The sequence below is a fragment of the Sphingobium sp. TomTYG65 genome, assembly GCF_055395525.1.
In genome coordinates, this window is the sequence record NZ_AP027330.1 from 60,623 (window position 1) to 77,581 (window position 16,959).

Genomic DNA, 16,959 nt, shown 5'->3' on the forward strand with positions numbered 1-16,959 from the left:
AGGGGAAAACGGAACGGGAAATGGGTTGCCGCTTGGCAGATGGGGGAAATCCCGCCAAAAGGGCGCGCGTGAGCCTGTCCCCTGCCTTGCCCCGCCTGAATTTCCGGCCATTGCAGCTGCTTCGCCTGCTGTCGCGTCCCGCGCAGATATTGGGCGCGATCGTCCTCGGCCTCGCTGCGGCGGCGCTGTTCGCGCAGATGGAAGGGGAACGCGGCGTTCCCCCGATCGCCAGCGGCGGCGACTATCAGGTGAGCGGAATCAAGGTTGATGTGCTGGGCAAGGACGCCAATAGCGCACGTCTTGCCGGATGGCGGCTGGCGCAGCGGCAGGGCTGGCGCATGCTCTGGACGCGCACCCATGGCGCGGCGGGCGTGCCGAACCTTTCCGATTCGCAGCTGGAAGGCATGATTTCCGGCGTCGAAATCGAATATGAGCAGATCGGGCCGACCCGCTATGTCGCGACGCTGGGCATTTTGTTCGACCGCGCGCGCACCGGCCAGCTACTGGGTGTTTCCGGCCATGTCATGCGGTCGCCGCCGTTGCTGGTCATCCCCGTCTTGTGGGACGGGGGATCGGCCGTGTCCTACGAGCGGATCAATGAATGGCAGAAAGCCTGGGCGCGTTTCCGCACCGGCGACAGCGCCATAGATTATGTGCGTGTGAGCGGATCGATCGCCGATCCGGTTCTGCTCAATGCCGGGCAGGTGGGCCGTCGCGGGCGTCTTTGGTGGCGCGTCTTGCTCGACCAATATGGCGCGGCCGATGTGGTCGTGCCGATCGCGCGGCTGGAGCGGCAATGGCCGGGCGGCCCTGTCACCGGCACCTTCACTGCGCGCTATGGCCCGGACGATCGCCTGATCGGCAGCTTCTCGCTGCGCGCGTCGGCCGAAAGCGCGATCCCGCAGATGCTGGACGAGGCCACGCGTCGGATCGACCAGCTTTACACCGCCGCCCTCAATGACGGGCGCCTGCGGCCCGACCCCTCGCTCATCATCGAGGAGCCGGTCGATCCGGACGCGCTGGCGATCGAGAATGCGACGGATGTGCCGGTGGAAACGCTCGAAGCGCCGACACCTGCGGCGACGACAGGCAGCTTCTCGATACAGTTCGACACGCCGGATGCCGGATCGGTCGCGCAGGGCGAGGCGGCGATCCGGTCTATCCTGGGCGTGCGGTCGGCGATCACCAGCAGCCTGGCGCTGGGTGGCACATCGGTCATGCAGGTGAGCTTCGACGGAACCGCCGATGCCCTGCGCGCCGCGCTTCAGGCACGGGGCTTTACCGTTTCCGGTTCGGGTTCCGCGCTGCGCATCCGGCGCGGGGGCGCAGCGCCTGCAGGAGCAGCACCGCCGCAATGAGCCAGATCAGCCTGCCATTTGAATGGCCGGGGCAGGGGACGGACGGGGACTTCCTGGTCAGCGATGCCAACAGCGTCGCCGTCCGCCATCTGGAAGGCTGGCGGGACTGGCCGCTGGCGACGAGCGTGCTGAGCGGGCCTCCATTTTCGGGTCGCTCGATGCTGGGGCGTCGCTTCGCCGCAATGAGCGGCGGTAGGGTGATCGACGATGCCGAAGGGCAGGAGGATCGCCTGCTTTTCAACGCCTGGAACGATGCGCAGACCAGTGGCAGACCGCTGCTGCTGATCGGATCGCGCGCGCCGACGCTGTGGGACGTAGCTCTGCCTGACCTGCGATCGCGCCTTGCCGCCGCGCCGCATGTCGAGATTGCGGAACCCGATGAGCCGCTCGCCCGCGCGCTGATCGAACGCGCGCTGGGGGCGATGGGCGCCAATTATGCGGCCGATCTGCCCGACTGGCTGCTGCGCCGGATCGAACGCAGCTATGCCGCGATCGCGCAGGTTACGCGGCTGCTGAACGAGGCGGCGCTGTCATCGGGACGTAAGATTTCTGTCGCTATGGCGAAAGAGGCCCTGCAAGCGGCCGGATTCTTGCCTATAGTGCCGGATGATCCGCACACCTCATCAACGTGAGAGACATGTGGCCGAAGCTGATCCCTCTGCCAGCCTGACACTTCCCAGCGACCGTTATTTCAACCGGGAGCTGTCCTGGCTAGCGTTCAACCAGCGCGTGCTGGAGGAGGCGATGAACCGGCAGCATCCGCTGCTTGAGCGGCTGCGCTTCCTGTCGATTTCGGGCGCGAATCTGGACGAGTTTTTCAGCGTGCGCGTGGCGGGGCTGAAGGGGCAGCAGCTGCAGGATGTGGACATGCGTTCCGCCGACGGACTGACCCCGGCGCAGCAACTGGGCGCGATCGCCGAGGAAACGACGCGGCTGATGGCGGCGCAGCAGAAGGTGTGGGGCGCGCTGCACGGCGAACTGACGCAGGTGGGGATCGAGGTGATCGGACCGGCCAGCCCGCTCCATGAGAGCTGCGAAAACTGGCTGCGCGAACATTTCCTGTCGCAGATTTTTCCTATCCTGACACCTCAGGCGCTCGACCCGGCGCATCCCTTCCCCTTCATCCCCAACCAGGGGCTGTCTATCGTCTTCGACCTGGAGCGGCTGTCCGATAAGCAGCCGATCCGCGAACTGGTGATGATCCCATCCTCGCTGGCCCGCTTCGTGCGGATGCCTGGTAGCCCGGCGCGCTATATGGCACTGGAGGCGGTGATCCGCCGTTTCTCCGGCGATCTCTTCCCCGGTTACCGGGTGCGCAACAGCGGCGTGTTCCGCATCATCCGCGACTCCGATATCGAGATTGAGGAAGAGGCGGAGGATCTGGTCCGCTATTTCCGCAGCGCCATCAAGCGGCGGCGGCGGGGGCGCGTGATCCGCATGGAGATCGAGGAGCGCATTCCCGAGCCGGTCGAGGAGATGCTGCAGGACATGCTTCAGGGGCATGAGGCGATCATCGCGGAGGTCGAGGGCTTTGTCGGCATCGGCGACCTTTCCGGCGTGGTCGATGAGGATCGGCCCGACCTGAAGTTCGAACCCTATGCGCCGCGATTCCCTGAACGAATCCGTGAATATGGCGGGGATTGCTTTGCGGCGATCCGGGCGAAGGACATTGTGGTCCATCACCCTTATGAAGCCTTTGATGTGGTCGTTTCGTTCCTGAAACAAGCGGCCAGCGACCCGGATGTCGTTGCGATCAAGCAGACGCTCTATCGCGCGGGTAAGCAGTCCGCGATCATCCGTGCGCTGATCGACGCGGCGGAGGCGGGCAAGTCGGTGACGGCCGTGGTCGAGCTGAAGGCGCGGTTCGACGAGGAGCAGAACCTGATGTGGGCTGACGCGCTGGAACGCGCGGGCGTGCAGGTGGTCTATGGCTTCATCGACTGGAAGACGCATGCGAAGGTATCGATGGTCGTTCGGCGTGAGGGCGAGGCGTTCCGCACCTACTGCCACTTCGGCACCGGCAATTATCACCCGATCACGGCGCGCATTTATACGGACCTGAGCTTCTTCACCGCCGACCCGGCCTATGGCCGCGATGCGGCGGCGCTGTTCAACTACATCACCGGCTATGTCGAGCCGCAGGCGCTGGAAAAGCTGGTCATGAGCCCCCGCGACCTGCGCAATCGGCTGTGCGAACTGATCGATGCGGAGATTGTGCATGTCCGCGCCGGGCGGCCCGGTACGATCTGGGCCAAGATGAACTCGCTGGTCGATCCTGCGATCATCGAAAAGCTCTATTCCGCCAGCAATGCCGGGGTGCAGATCGACCTCATCGTGCGCGGCATTTGCTGCCTGCGTCCGGGCGTGCCGGGCATGTCGGAAAATATCCGGGTGAAGTCGGTCGTCGGCCGCTTCCTGGAACATAGCCGCATCACCGCGTTCGGCAACGGCAAGGCGCTGCCCAACAACGGCGCGAAGGTGTTCATCAGTTCGGCCGACTGGATGCCCCGGAACTTCGACCGGCGTGTGGAATTCCTGGCTCCTGTGGAAAACCCGACGGTGCATGACCAGATTCTGGACCAGGTGATGGTGGCGAACCTCATCGATACCGAACAAAGCTGGGTGCTGGACAGCGATGGTCATTATGATCGCGTGACCGCAAGCGACCGGCCGTTCAACCTGCACCGCTATTTCATGACCAATCCATCGCTGTCGGGCCGGGGTGCGGCGCTGGATAGCGGGGCCGTCCCGACGCTGCGTTTGCGCGGGCGAGCCTGACGCGCATGAATTCCATGCTGAGCCAGGTGCGCGCCATCGCCGAGACGATGGCGACATCGCCAGAGCATGCCAAGGCGCGCACGGCGATCATCGACATCGGGTCCAACAGCGTACGGCTGGTGGTGTATGACGGGCCGCGCCGGATTCCGTTCATCCTCTTCAATGAAAAGGTAATGGCTGGGCTGGGTGCGTCGCTTGGGAAAACCGGGCGCATCGAGCCGGAAGCGATGGAGCGCGGCCTGCGCGCCGTGGGGCGTTTCGCTCATCTCTGCCGTGAAATGGAGGTGCAGGACGTCCGTTGCGTTGCCACCGCAGCCGTGCGCGACGCGGCGAATGGCGAGGAATTCATCCGGCGCGCCCATGCGATCGGGTTGAAGGTCGAGCTGCTTTCCGGTGCGCAGGAAGCGATTGCGGCGGGCTATGGCGTGCTGTCTGGCATCCCCGGCGCGAATGGCGTGGTGGGGGACCTGGGCGGTGGCAGCCTGGAACTGGCGCGGGTGCGCGATGGCGGGGTGCATGAAACCATCTCCCTGCCGCTGGGCGTGCTGCGCCTGCCCCAGATCCGGGCGAAAGGGCCTGCGGTGCTGGAGCGGCAGGTGAAGAAGATGCTGGAGAAGGCGGGCTGGGTCGTCGAGCCGGGCGTGCCTTTCTATCTGGTGGGCGGGTCATGGCGCGCGCTTGCCCGGTTCGACATGCAGCTCACCCATTTCCCGCTGCCGGTGGTGCATCAATATGCCATGCCCGCGTCGCGCGCGGAGCAGCTGACCCGGATCGTGTCGCATGTCGGCCGCGCACGGCTGAAGGATATTCCGGCGATGACCGGATCGCGCGTGCCGACGCTGCCGGACGCCGCCGCGTTGCTGTCGGTCGTGGTGCGGCAGCTGAAATCGAGCGAACTGATCGTGTCGGCTTATGGCCTGCGCGAAGGACTGTTGTTCGAGGATCTGCCGCCGGAGATTCGCGCACACGACCCGCTGCTAGTCGCGGCCGAGGCGGAAGGGGAAGCGCAGGGGCGCTTCGCCGGTCATGGCGACATGATCGAACGCTGGATCGCGCCGCTGTTCGAGGATGACGAGCCAAGCTGGCGGCGCATCCGCCGCGCGGCCTGCCTGCTCGCCGATGTGGGCTGGCGGGCGAACCCCGATTTCCGGGCCGAGCGTGGCGTAGAGATTGCGCTGCACAGCAATTGGGTCGGCATCACCGCACCTGAACGGGCGATGCTGGCGCAGGCGCTGCACAGCAATTTCGGCGGCGGGGTCACGGCTCCGCCTTCGGTCGAGGGCTTGGCGTCCGGTGCGACGCTGAAGCGGGCGGCGCTTTGGGGGCTGGCCATCCGGCTGGGTCAGCGGCTGTCGGGCGGGGTCGAGGGACCGTTGCTGGCGTCGAAGCTGGAGATGGTCGGCGATACGCTGGAGCTGCGGCTACGGAATGTGGACGCGGACCTGTTCGGCGAAGCGGTCGAACGGCGGCAGCGGCATTTGGCGCAGGCCATGGGGGTCAAATATCGGATGGCCTGGTGATTTAAGTTTGGCGCAGAGACGCAGAGGGCCCCGAGATAGGCCGCCCATGTTTCCGTTCGCCCTGAGCTTGTCGAGGGGCTATGCATTCAACAACAGGAGTGGGCTTCGACAGGCTCAGCCCGAACGGCTGTAGTTTCTTATTTCTCCCCACCCTCTGCGCCTCTGCGCGAAACCAGAACAGCCCAAAACTTGCCCCCGCACCCATTAGGCCCTATGCGCGCGCGCATGAATAATAAGCACGCCCCCGATCCCGCGCTCCTCGCCAAGGCTGAAACCCTCGTTGAGGCGCTGCCTTATATGCAGCGTTATGCCGGGCAGACCTTTGTCGTCAAATATGGCGGCCATGCCATGGGCGATCCCGAAGCCGCGCGCGATTTTGCCGAAGACGTGGTGCTGATGAAGGCGGTCGGCATCAATGTCGTCGTCGTTCATGGCGGCGGCCCGCAGATCGGCGCGATGCTGAAGAAGCTGGGTGTCGAGTCGCAGTTCGTCGGCGGCCTGCGCGTGACCGACAAGGAAACCGCGCAGGTCGCGGAAATGGTCCTGGCTGGTTCCATCAACAAGGAAATTGTGGGCTGGATCGCTGGTGCGGGCGGTCGCGCGGTTGGCATTTCGGGCAAGGACGGCGGGCTGGTCCTGTGCGAAAAGGTGCTGGGCAAGCGGGAAGCTGATCCCAATTCCGGGATCGAGCGCAATGTCGATCTGGGCTTTGTCGGCGATCCGGTGAAGGTGGACCGCTCCATCCTCGACACGCTGTCGCAGAACGGAATCATCCCGGTGGTCGCGCCGGTGGGCATCGGTGCGGATGGGCATACCTATAACGTCAATGCGGACACGATGGCTGGCGCGATCGCGTCCGAGCTGCAGGCGTCGCGCTTTTTCCTGCTGACCGATGTGGCGGGGGTGCTCGACAAGCAGGGCCAGTTGCTGACCGACCTCGACCCCGCAGCCATCAAGGTGCTGCAGCAGGACGGAACGATCAGCGGCGGCATGATCCCGAAGCTCGAAACCTGCGTAAAGGCGGTCGAGGGCGGGGTGGACGCTGCCGTCATCCTGGACGGCCGGGTGCCGCATGCGATGCTGCTCGAAATCTTCACAAAGCGCGGTGCGGGCACTTTAGTGCGCCGGTAAGTTGCCGGACATTTCGTGATCCCCGCGAAAGCTTGGGTCTCCTGCGGTTGGGCTGTGTCTTTGGGGACAGAGATGCCAGCTTCCGCTGGCATGACGAAGGGAGGGGCAGCAAATCCTTCGCTAAGCCTTGTCGCCTGCTGTCCCCCTCGGCTAGAGCATCCGCAGTCAATTTGGAGACGGCATGGCCTACGCGCTCTATCAGATCATCGTCATCCTGCTCGATGTGCTGTGGTGGATCATCATCATTCAGGCGATCATGAGCTGGCTGATCGCCTTCAACGTCATCAATACCTCCAGCGATGTGGTGCGCACGGTCATCATCGCGCTCGATCGCATGACCGCGCCAATCTACAATCCGATCAGGCGGGTGATGCCCGATCTGGGGGCGCTTGACCTGTCGCCCATGGTCGTGCTGCTCGCCATTCTCATCATCCGTCAGGCCATATTACCGCCGCTGTTCGGGCTGGTGTGAGCGTCTGGCGGCAGGACGGGGGCGACCTGCTGCTGTCCGTCCGCCTGACGCCCGGCGCCGCGCGGGAGGATTTGAGCGGAAAGTGGACCGACGAGAAGGGCGCTGACTGGCTGGGCGCGCGCGTTCGCGCCGTGCCGGAAAAGGGCAAGGCTAATGCGGCTCTGATCGCCTTGCTCGCCAAAGAGCTGGAATGGCCGCGCAGCGCGATTTCGCTGGAATCCGGCGACAGCAACCGGCTAAAGCGGCTGCGGATCAAGGGCGGCGGTGAAGCGTTGGCGCAGGAGCATTTCCAAGTCAGATTGAATGATCTGACGACTCGGGAAATGCGGCATCGCTGACTCCGCGGCTTTCTACCATCATCAAGGGACGGGTTGAGGCAGCATGACCATCGGCAAGATCATCGACGGCAAGGCATTCGCCGCCACGCTGCGGGGCAAGGTGGCGGACGGCGTCGCTGCCTTCGTCAAAAGCACCGGCCGCAAGCCGGGCCTGGCCGTGGTGCTGGTGGGCGAGGACCCGGCGAGCGCCGTCTATGTCCGCAACAAGGGCAAGATGACGGTCGAAGCCGGCATGGAAAGCCTGGAGTTCAAGTTGCCCGCCAGCATCGGCGAGGAAGAGCTGCTCGATCTGGTCGAAGAGCTGAACGCGGATGATCGGGTGGACGGCATCCTGGTCCAGTTGCCCCTGCCTGGCCATATCGATGAAGCGGCGGTGATCGGCACGATCGACCCGGCCAAGGACGTGGACGGCTTTCATGTCGTCAATTCCGGCCGCCTGGCGACGGGTCAGGATGCGCTGGTGCCCTGTACGCCGCTTGGCTGCATCATGCTGCTGAAGGATGAATTGGGCGACCTGACGGGGATGGAAGCGGTAGTCGTCGGCCGATCCAACATCGTGGGCAAGCCGATGGCCCAGCTGCTGCTCGCCGAAAATTGCACCGTCACCATCGCGCACAGCCGGACGCGGGACCTGGCCTCGGTCGTGCACCGGGCTGATATCGTGGTGGCGGCGGTCGGCCGGGCCGAGATGGTGAAGGGCGAATGGATCAAGCCGGACGCGACGGTGATCGATGTCGGCATCAACCGCGTCACCGATACGGAGGACGGCAAGAGCCGGATCGTCGGCGACGTCGCCACGGCCGAGGCGCTGGCCCATGTCCGGGCGATCACGCCGGTGCCGGGCGGGGTGGGGCCGATGACGATCGCGGTACTGCTGCGCAACACGTTGGTCGCCGCGCATGCGCGTGCGGGGCTGGCAAAGCCGGAGGGGCTGTGAAGCCAGCGCGGGCGGTTCTGATCGCGGCCAGCCTCGTAGGGCTGGTGGCCGCGCGGCCGCCGATGCGGTATCAGCCTGATCCGAGTTCGGTCTTTGCCGCCGAGATCGCCTTCAATCGCCTGGCGCGGGACAAGGGGCAGTGGACCGCCTTCCGCGAAACCGCCGCCGAGGATGCGGTGATGTTCGTGCCGCAACGCGTACTCGCGAAACAATGGCTCAAGGGCCGGGCCGATCCGCCGAAGCCCGTGACTTGGACGCCGTCCGTCATCCATGTGTCCTGCGACGGCAATCTGGCCGCCAGCACGGGCAATTGGCAGCGGCCGGACGGTTCAGTCGGCTATTTCACGACCATCTGGCGGCGCGACAAGAATGGCGCGTGGAAATGGGTCCTCGACCATGGCGACACCCTGACTGCCGCGCGTGCAGCGCCGGAGTTTCTGGTGGGGAAAGTGGCGACGTGCAAGCGGCGGGAGCATGGGCCGGAAGCCCGGCCCGCGCCTGGAGCGAAGAAGCCCGCGCCGCCTGCCGACGACAGCCTGATCTGGAGCGCTGATGTCGCCACAGATGGCAGCCGCCATGTCATGGTGCGCGCGTGGAATGGCAGCGCTTATGACGTCGTGATCGATGACAAGGTGGCGGCGCCCGGCGCATGACCGAGCTTTTCATCTCCGCCTTCGTGACGCTGTTCGTGGTCATCGATCCGCCGGGCTGTGCGCCCATCTATGCCAGCCTGACGACCGGCGCCAGCCATGCCCAGCGACGGGTCATGGCGATCCGCGCGGTGGGCATAGCGGCGGTAATCCTGCTGATCTTCGCGCTGTGGGGAAAGCAGTTGCTGGGGCTGCTCGGCATCGCGCTCGACAGTTTCCGCATCGCGGGCGGCATCATGCTGTTCATCATCGCGATGGACATGGTGTTTGAAAAGCGCACGCAGCGGCGCGAGGACCGGGCGCACAAGATCGCCGAGACGCCCGAAGTGGAGGATGTGTCGGTCTTTCCCATGGCGATGCCGATGATCGCGGGGCCGGGATCGATCGCCACGGTGATGCTGCTGATGTCGCAGGCCGAGGGGCTGACCGAGCGGCTGGTCGTGATGGGCGCGGTGCTGGTGACTCTGGCGCTAATGCTGGGATCGCTGCTGGCGGCCGGGCCGATCATGGCGCTGCTGGGCAGCAAGATCGAAGCGGTGATCACCCGACTGCTCGGCGTCCTGCTGGCCGCCCTGGCGGCGCAGTTCGTGATCGATGGGTTGAAGGCGAGTTTCTAGCTCGCCCCGTTCGTGACGAGCGAAGTCGAAACGCAATGTGCGGCTTTTCGACTTCGCTCGGCACAGAAGGCAATTTACGCCCTGACGTCGTTTTCCGTGACCGGCGCGATCTTGATTTCGACGCGGCGGTTGCTGGCCTTGCCCTCGGCAGTTGCGTTGGAGGCGATCGGCTGGGTTTCGCCGAAGCCGCGCGTTGCGATACGTGCCGACTGGACGCCGTGGCTGGTCAGATAATCCGCCACGGACTGGGCGCGGCGTTCCGACAGCGTCTGGTTATAGGCGTCGGCCCCGTCGCTGTCGGTGTGGCCATATACGTCGATATAGGTTTTGGGATATTGGGCCAGCACCGACGACACATCGTCCAGCGTGGGCCGGAACTGCGGCTGAACGGCGGCGCTGTCCGTGGTGAAGGTGATGCCGGACGGCATGCGCAGCACCAGATTGTCGCCATCGCGGATCACATCGACGCCGCTGCCCGCGGTTTCCTCACGCAGCTTGCGTTCCTGCGCGTCCATATAGGCGCCGATGCCCGCACCCGCGACCGCGCCGATGCCCGCGCCGAGGATCTTTTCCGTCCGGTCGCGCCGTCCGCCGACCAGGTCGCCCAGCAGATAGCCGCCCAGTGCGCCGCCGATGCCGCCGATCGCCGCCTTCGAAATCTGCCGCTGTCCGGTGTTGGGATCGGTCGTGCAAGCCGTTGTCGCCAGCATCGCGGCCAAACCCGCCGCGCCCATGATGCGATGAGAAATCCGCATAGATTTGAGTTCCCTTATTATCGTGCGCCCGAATGGATCGGATGCACCCCCAAATGGTCGAGCGCCGTCCTTTGTTCCACAAGCGAACTGAACGACGGGTGATGCGGCGGTTGTGAAATTGTAAGAAACAGGGTTATAGGGCGTAGCTGACCGCCATGGCCACGATCCCCCCGCACGCTCCGACGCCCTTCCCTTGGGCAGATCTCGTCATCATCCTGGCGCTGGTGGCGTTGAATGGCGTTTTTGCCATGTCGGAACTGGCGATCGTGTCCGCCCGCAGGCCGCGACTGCAGGCGATGGAGAAAGCCGGACGACGCGGCGCGCAGACGGCGCTGGCGCTGGCGAGCGATCCGGGCAAGTTCCTTTCCACCGTTCAGATCGGCATCACGTTGATCGGCATCGTTGCGGGCGCCTATTCGGGCGCCAGCCTGGGCGGGCCCGTGGGTGAGCGGCTGCAGGGGCTGGGCCTGTCGCCCAACAGCGCTGCTAATCTCGGCTTTGCGCTGGTCATCGGCCTTACCACCTACGCTTCGCTGATCATCGGGGAATTGGTGCCCAAGCAGTTCGCCCTGCGCGCGCCTGAGCCCATTGCGGTGGTGATGGCGACGCCGATGCTGTGGTTGGCGAAGCTGACTGCGCCGGTCGTTTGGGTGCTGGACGGGTCGAGCGCGCTGATCTTCCGCCTGTTGCGGATGACGCGCGAATCCGACAGCCATGTGACGGCCGAGGAACTTCACCTGATCGTCGCGGAGGCCAGCCGGTCGGGCGTGATCGAGGAGAGCGAGCGCGCCATCATCTCTGGCGTCGTGCGCCTGGCTGACCGCCCGGTGCGGGAAGTGATGACGCCGCGCATGGACGTTGATTGGATCGACATCAGTGCCGATGATGAAACGATCCGTGCGCGATTGCTGGAAACCCCGCACACGCGCCTGCCCGTGGGTCGCGGCACGGTCGAAGATATTATCGGCGTCGTCCAGGCGCGCGACATCATGACCGCTCTGTTCCGCGGAGACACGCTCAACCTCGAATCGCTGATGCGCCGGGTGGAGGTCGTCCCCGATCAGGTCGACGCCATGGATGCGCTGGAAGTGCTGCGCCGCGCTGATGTGCCGATGGTGATGGTCCATGATGAATATGGCCATTTCGAAGGTATCGCGACGCCCGCCGACCTGCTGTCCGCGATAGCGGGCCATTTCGCGTCGGACCGGGATGCCCATGACGAGCCGGATGTCGTGGAGCGCGAGGACGGCAGCTTGCTCGTTTCGGGGCAGATGCCGGTCGATCTGCTCGCCGACCGGATTGGCATCGACCTGCCGGAAGACCGGGACTATGCGACTGTCGCGGGCCATGCGCTCTGGCTGCTGAAGCGACTGCCCGAGGTAGGCGATTTCGTCGATGATCAGGGATGGCGATTCGAGATCGTCGATATGGACGGACGCAAAATCGACAAGCTGCTGGTGGCGGAGCGGTGACTGCCCCGCCGGGCGATATGCCGGGCAACGATGGCAGGGCCGTTCAAGCGGTAGAGCATCTCGTCGAGCAAGCCCTGTCCCGCCTGAACTCCTCTCTGACCGTCATCGGTCTATGTGGTGCGCAGGGGAGCGGAAAATCCACGCTGGCCCGCGCATTGAAGGAGCGGTTCGATCGAAAGGGCGTGCCCACTGCGCTGCTCTCGATCGACGACCTTTACCGCACAGGCGCTGAGCGGGAGGCGCTCGGCCGTACCTGTCATCCGTTGCTGCGTACGCGCGGCGTGCCGGGGACGCATGATATCAACCTTGGCCTTGCGGTTATCGATTCACTGGAGCGTGGGCAGGCGGCGCGGCTGCCGCGGTTCGACAAGGCGGCCGACGACCGATTGCCGGAAAGCGCATGGGATGAGGCAGCGCCCGGCACGCGGCTGCTGCTGTTGGAAGGCTGGTGCGTCGGCGCTCGCCCTCAGTCGGAGGCCGATTTGGCCTGCCCCGTGAACGAGTTGGAGCGAGAAGAAGACGCAGAGGGCGTCTGGCGCCATTTCGTAAACAGCGCGTTGGCGAGCAGTTACCAGGCGCTGTTCGCCAGGATCGATCGGCTGATCTTCCTCGCTGCACCAAGTTTTGACGTGGTTTGGCGCTGGCGGAATGAGCAGGAGGAGGAATTGCGCAGCCGCGCGCCTTCGCCGGGCGTGATGTCCGACGAAGAGATTGCCCGCTTCATCCAGCATTATGAACGGCTGACGCGCCATATGCTCGATGACCTTCCCGGCCGGGCCGACATGGTCATCGAATTGGCGGAGGACCGCTCCGTCAAAGCCATTCGCGAGCGGGACGGTTTGCCCTGAGCATATCGAGCCGGGAAGGGCTTTGATCGCCTGCTTGCGACAGGCTCAGCCCGAAGGGTCCTTGTTCGACGCCATAGGCTATAAACAGAAACGGGCGCGGCAATCAGTGCCGCGCCCGTTTCGATTAGTGAAGCCTGTTACTTGCCGGCAGCGGCCGGGCCAGTGGCGGGAGCCGCGTTGGCCGGGGCCTTGCCTTCGACGCTTTCTGCCGCGTTGGTAGCGTTGCCTGCGGCTTCGGCCGGAGTGGCGCTGGCGGCGGCCGGGGCCGCGTCAGCGGCGGGCAGGGGCAGGTTCGAACCCTGCGTGTTCAGCCAGGCGATGAGGTTGGCGCGATCGGCCGGGTTGCCGAGGCCCGCGAAGGTCATCTTGGTGCCGGGCGCGAACTCACGCGGGCTGGTCAGCCAGTGATCGAGATTTTCGAAGGTCCAGTTGCCGCCCTTGCTCTTCAGAGCGTCGGAGAAGGCGAAGCCGCCCTTGCCCTGGCCGATGCCTTCGCCAACGGTCGCGTAGAGGTTCGGACCGATGCCGTTCGCGCCGCCCTGGTTCACGGTGTGGCAGGCGGCGCACTTTGCGAACACCTTCTCACCGGCAGCGACGTCGGCGCTGGCGAGCAGCGTGTTCAGGCCCGGGCCAGCAGCAGCGCCGCCTTCGCCCTCGGCTTCCACGCCTTCGATCGCATAGCCCATCTTTTCCGGGCGTTCGGCATGGAAATATTTGGAGCTGACGATACCGCCACCCAGCGCAACGATCCCCGCAAACAACGCCCAGCCTGCAACGGTGTTGAAACGATCGGCCATTTCGCTTGGATTCCCTTGAATTTCTGTTCTGGCGGCTTGGTGTCCGCGCCCCCTTTAGCGCGCTGCCATAATGGCGCAAGAGCGAACGCGCAAGCATGGTTGAACGCACTATTGCCCGCTTTTGCTGGAGCGCCGCCTTGCGCGTGCTTGCGCGCGTGCGAAGGAGTGCCTAAGCGCGCTCGCACCCATGGAAAACTATCCCGCCCCCGCCCGCGTCATCGTCGCGGACCTGGCCGCAAAGGCGGCAGCCGATCCCTCGCGCGCCATCGCCTATCAGGGCGCGCCGGGCGCGAACTCGCATCTTGCCGCATTGGACTATGCGCCCGATTGCGTGCCGCTGCCCTGTTTCGCCTTTGAAGACGCCATCGATGCGGTGCGCAACGGCCAGGCGGCGCGGGCGATCATTCCGATCGAAAACAGCCTGCATGGCCGCGTCGCCGACATGCATTTCCTGCTGCCCGAATCGGGGCTGCACATCATCGACGAATATTTCCTGCGTATCCGCCACTGTCTGATGGCAGTGGATGACACGCCGGTCAAAAGCGCGATCAGCCACCCGCAGGCGCTGGGTCAGTGCCGCCATTATCTGCGCGAGCGGGGCATCCAGCCGGTCGCTTATGCCGACACCGCAGGCGCCGCCGCGCTGGTCGCGGAATCGCGCAAGCCCGGCGATGGGGCGGTTGCGCCCTATCTGGCGGCCGAACTGTACGGCCTGAAGCTGGTGGCGGAGAATATCGAGGATAGCGACGATAATATGACGCGCTTCCTGGTGCTATCGCGCGAGCCCAAAATGCCGGAGCCGGGCGTCGGTCCGGTGATGACCACTTTCCTGTTCGAGGTGAAGAATGTCCCCGCCGCACTGTACAAGGCGATGGGCGGCTTTGCGACCAACGGCGTCAACATGACCAAGCTGGAAAGCTATCAGCGCGGGGCGAGCTTCGCGGCAACCGAGTTCTTCTGCGATATCGAAGGGATGCCGGGCGATCCGGCGGTCGACCGGGCGCTGGCGGAACTGGAGTTCCACAGCAAATGGGTGCGGATGCTGGGCAGTTACCGGCAGGCGCGGCCGCGTACTTGACGGGGTGACGCGTCTGATGGGGTGACGGGGGAGGCGGCGCTCCCTATAGTTCGAGACGATGGCCGTCGCGCTCCTCCTTTCCGCCCTTGCCATGAGCGCCATCGTGGGCGTGCGCTATCTGCTGACCAGCGGTGGCTTCGCGTTGGCGACGCATATGCGGCAGCCGGGTCTTTATGCGCAGCTGGGAGGCCAGATTCGGCGGGAGATCGGCTGGTCGCTGGCGTCCGCGCTGATTTACGGCATACCGGCGGGCATCGTCGCCTGGGGCTGGCAAACGCATGGCTGGACGCGGATCTACACGGACGTTCATGCCTTTCCGGTCTGGTATCTGCCGGTCTCGGTGCTGCTCTATCTCGCCGCGCATGACAGCTGGTTTTATTGGACGCATCGCTGGATGCACCGGCCGCGCCTGTTCCGCATCGCCCACGCCGTCCATCATGCCAGCCGCCCGCCCACGACCTGGGCGGCGATGAGCTTTCATCCATGGGAAGCGCTGACCGGCGCTGTCGTCATTCCGGCGCTCGTCTTCCTGATCCCCATCCATGTGGCGGCGCTTGGCGTGGTGCTTGCGATCATGACGATCATGGGCGTGTCCAACCATATGGGTTGGGAGATGTTTCCGCGCTGGCTGGTGCAGGGTCCTGCTGGGCGCTGGCTGATCACTGCCAGCCATCATCAGCGGCATCATGAGCTTTATGGCTGTAATTACGGGCTTTATTTCCGTGTCTGGGACCGGCTTTGCGGGACCGATCGGGGATTGGGCGACTTTGAAAAGGGGCGTGCATGAGGGCGAGATCGCTGTTTCTGGCGGCAATGTTGGCCGCGCTGCCCGGCGCCGTCCCGGACAGTCAGCCGCAGCCGCTCAGCATGAGCGTGCAGGATTTGCGGTCGGGCAAGGGCAATCTGCTTGTTTGCATTGTCCGCTCACCTGCCTATTTCCCCGATTGCAGCCGTGATCCCGACAAACGGCATTTGACCGTCTCGGTGTCGTCGGGGGCAATCGCCTTGGGCGAAGTCGCGCCCGGTGATTATGCAATCGCCATCATCCATGACGAAAATGGCAATGGAAAGCTGGACACATTCGCAGGGATCCCGCGGGAGGGCGTGGGTTTTTCCCGCAATCCGGCCATCCGCTTCGGCGCGCCCAGCTTTCGTTCCGCGCAGTTCCCGGTGACAGGATCAGCGGTCCGGCAAGAAATAAAGATCAAATATTTCCTCTGATTGCGCTAATCCGGAACCGTGATGGCAGCGAAACATTCTAGGCTGCTGATCATATTCGTGGAACAGGGGATTTATGAAGCATCGTCGATTTCTGGCCGCTGGGCTGGCCTTCCTTGCGCTGAGCGCCGCAAATCCCGCTATGGCCCAAGTAGAGGACAGCAATGTCCTAACAGTGGGTGTCGGCGCGGCAGTCATTCCCAGCTATGAAGGCTCGGATGACTATCGCGTGATCCCGGTGCCGCAACTGCGTGGCAAGGTCAGCGATTTCGCTTTCTGGACGCGCGGGCCCAGCCTCTACATCGACGCCATCCCCAATAGGGGCGACGGCATTGATTTCCAGCTGGGGCCGGTCGCTGGCGTGCGGTTCGACCGCAGCAGCCGCAAGAGCATCAAGGACGCCGCTGTTCGTGCGCTCGGCGAGCGGGATGTGGCGGTGGAATTGGGCGGCTTTGTGGGGATCGGCAAGACCGGGGTCCTGACCAGCGACTATGACAATCTTTCCGCCCGTGTCGCCATCACCAAGGATGTGGCGGGCGCGCATGACAGCTATGTCATCACCCCGGCAATCGAATATTTCGCACCCTTGTCGACGCGCAGCTTCGTGGGCCTTGGCGTGTCGGCTGACTATGTCGGCAAGAAATATGGCCGCTATTATTATGACGTCGATGCGGCGGAGGCGCTGGCGTCGGGGCTTCCCGCCTATTCGAAGGCCGGCGAGGGTTCCGGTTTCAAGAAAGTCGGCGTGAACCTGACCGGCGGGCTCTCCCTCTCCGGCGACCTGCGCAAGGGCTGGGCGTTGTTCGCGCTGGGCGGCTATTCGCGCATGCTGGGTGACTATGCCGACTCCCCGGTGGTCAGCATCGCGGGGTCGAAGAACCAGTGGATAGGTGCGGTCGGCGTCGGCTATACCTTCTGATCTTGTGCGGACAGGGTGACGCCCCACATAAGGCGCTGTATGGAGGCGGCACCCAACCGCATGAAGGCAGG

At 64.6% G+C, this 16,959-nt stretch carries 18 protein-coding genes; 16 read left to right on the forward strand and 2 right to left on the reverse strand.

Annotated features, from left to right (window positions below; genetic code table 11):
• The first annotated feature begins 20 nt into the window (after positions 1 to 20).
• From ACZ5Y5_RS00310 to ACZ5Y5_RS00355, 10 genes are all read left to right on the forward strand, one after another.
• Positions 21 to 1,358, forward strand: a complete 1,338-nt coding sequence (locus ACZ5Y5_RS00310; protein ID WP_464809233.1) for a heavy-metal-associated domain-containing protein — start codon at positions 21 to 23, stop codon at positions 1,356 to 1,358.
• Positions 1,355 to 1,990 carry a P-loop NTPase family protein gene (locus ACZ5Y5_RS00315; RefSeq protein WP_464809234.1) on the forward strand — a complete coding sequence of 212 codons (636 nt, stop codon included), beginning with the start codon at positions 1,355 to 1,357 and terminating at the stop codon, positions 1,988 to 1,990. The genes ACZ5Y5_RS00310 and ACZ5Y5_RS00315 overlap by 4 nt, the downstream gene beginning before the upstream one ends.
• A 7-nt stretch (positions 1,991 to 1,997) precedes the next feature.
• A complete protein-coding gene (locus ACZ5Y5_RS00320; protein WP_464809235.1) occupies positions 1,998 to 4,136 on the forward strand; it encodes an RNA degradosome polyphosphate kinase in 2,139 nt (712 codons plus the stop codon).
• Between the two features lie 5 nt (positions 4,137 to 4,141).
• Complete coding sequence (locus ACZ5Y5_RS00325; RefSeq protein ID WP_464809236.1) at positions 4,142 to 5,656, forward strand: Ppx/GppA phosphatase family protein; 1,515 nt, start codon at positions 4,142 to 4,144, stop codon at positions 5,654 to 5,656.
• A 213-nt stretch (positions 5,657 to 5,869) separates the two neighbouring features.
• Positions 5,870 to 6,787, forward strand: coding sequence for an acetylglutamate kinase (argB, locus tag ACZ5Y5_RS00330; protein WP_464809237.1), 918 nt, complete (start codon positions 5,870 to 5,872; stop codon positions 6,785 to 6,787).
• Between the two features lie 181 nt (positions 6,788 to 6,968).
• The gene (locus tag ACZ5Y5_RS00335; protein WP_464809238.1) at positions 6,969 to 7,259 is read left to right on the forward strand and encodes a YggT family protein; all 291 of its coding nucleotides are present in this window, start codon (positions 6,969 to 6,971) and stop codon (positions 7,257 to 7,259) included.
• A complete protein-coding gene (locus tag ACZ5Y5_RS00340; protein WP_464809239.1) occupies positions 7,256 to 7,597 on the forward strand; it encodes a DUF167 family protein in 342 nt (113 codons plus the stop codon). The genes ACZ5Y5_RS00335 and ACZ5Y5_RS00340 overlap by 4 nt, the downstream gene beginning before the upstream one ends.
• A 43-nt stretch (positions 7,598 to 7,640) precedes the next feature.
• Positions 7,641 to 8,534, forward strand: a complete 894-nt coding sequence (gene folD, locus ACZ5Y5_RS00345; RefSeq protein WP_464809240.1) for a bifunctional methylenetetrahydrofolate dehydrogenase/methenyltetrahydrofolate cyclohydrolase FolD — start codon at positions 7,641 to 7,643, stop codon at positions 8,532 to 8,534.
• Positions 8,531 to 9,187: a YybH family protein gene (locus tag ACZ5Y5_RS00350; protein WP_464809241.1), complete on the forward strand. Its 657-nt coding sequence runs from the start codon at positions 8,531 to 8,533 to the stop codon at positions 9,185 to 9,187. Before folD ends, ACZ5Y5_RS00350 begins: the two co-directional genes overlap by 4 nt.
• Positions 9,184 to 9,801, forward strand: a complete 618-nt coding sequence (locus tag ACZ5Y5_RS00355; protein ID WP_464809242.1) for a MarC family protein — start codon at positions 9,184 to 9,186, stop codon at positions 9,799 to 9,801. The genes ACZ5Y5_RS00350 and ACZ5Y5_RS00355 overlap by 4 nt, the downstream gene beginning before the upstream one ends.
• Positions 9,802 to 9,875: 74 nt before the next feature.
• On the opposite strand, the gene ACZ5Y5_RS00360 is transcribed toward ACZ5Y5_RS00355, so the two are convergent.
• Positions 9,876 to 10,556, reverse strand: coding sequence for a YiaD family glycine zipper/OmpA-like lipoprotein (locus ACZ5Y5_RS00360; protein ID WP_464809243.1), 681 nt, complete (start codon positions 10,554 to 10,556; stop codon positions 9,876 to 9,878).
• Between the two features lie 155 nt (positions 10,557 to 10,711).
• Here ACZ5Y5_RS00360 and ACZ5Y5_RS00365 point away from each other — a divergent pair, with 155 nt between their 5' ends.
• Positions 10,712 to 12,028: a hemolysin family protein gene (locus ACZ5Y5_RS00365; protein WP_464809244.1), complete on the forward strand. Its 1,317-nt coding sequence runs from the start codon at positions 10,712 to 10,714 to the stop codon at positions 12,026 to 12,028.
• A gap of 17 nt (positions 12,029 to 12,045) precedes the next feature.
• The gene (locus tag ACZ5Y5_RS00370) at positions 12,046 to 12,876 is read left to right on the forward strand and encodes a kinase (protein WP_464810553.1); all 831 of its coding nucleotides are present in this window, start codon (positions 12,046 to 12,048) and stop codon (positions 12,874 to 12,876) included.
• A gap of 137 nt (positions 12,877 to 13,013) precedes the next feature.
• On the opposite strand, the gene ACZ5Y5_RS00375 is transcribed toward ACZ5Y5_RS00370, so the two are convergent.
• Positions 13,014 to 13,673 carry a c-type cytochrome gene (locus tag ACZ5Y5_RS00375; RefSeq protein ID WP_464809245.1) on the reverse strand — a complete coding sequence of 220 codons (660 nt, stop codon included), beginning with the start codon at positions 13,671 to 13,673 and terminating at the stop codon, positions 13,014 to 13,016.
• A gap of 187 nt (positions 13,674 to 13,860) precedes the next feature.
• On the opposite strand from ACZ5Y5_RS00375, the gene ACZ5Y5_RS00380 reads away from it, so the two are divergent.
• The 4 genes from ACZ5Y5_RS00380 (at position 13,861) to ACZ5Y5_RS00395 (ending at position 16,888) form a co-directional block, all read left to right on the forward strand.
• The gene (locus ACZ5Y5_RS00380; protein ID WP_464809246.1) at positions 13,861 to 14,751 is read left to right on the forward strand and encodes a prephenate dehydratase; all 891 of its coding nucleotides are present in this window, start codon (positions 13,861 to 13,863) and stop codon (positions 14,749 to 14,751) included.
• Between the two features lie 58 nt (positions 14,752 to 14,809).
• On the forward strand, positions 14,810 to 15,538 hold the full coding sequence (locus tag ACZ5Y5_RS00385; RefSeq protein ID WP_464809247.1) for a sterol desaturase family protein: 729 nt from the start codon (positions 14,810 to 14,812) through the stop codon (positions 15,536 to 15,538).
• Positions 15,535 to 15,972: a DUF2141 domain-containing protein gene (locus ACZ5Y5_RS00390; RefSeq protein ID WP_464809248.1), complete on the forward strand. Its 438-nt coding sequence runs from the start codon at positions 15,535 to 15,537 to the stop codon at positions 15,970 to 15,972. The genes ACZ5Y5_RS00385 and ACZ5Y5_RS00390 overlap by 4 nt, the downstream gene beginning before the upstream one ends.
• Positions 15,973 to 16,045: 73 nt before the next feature.
• Positions 16,046 to 16,888, forward strand: coding sequence for a MipA/OmpV family protein (locus ACZ5Y5_RS00395; RefSeq protein ID WP_464809249.1), 843 nt, complete (start codon positions 16,046 to 16,048; stop codon positions 16,886 to 16,888).
• Positions 16,889 to 16,959 lie beyond the last annotated feature (71 nt).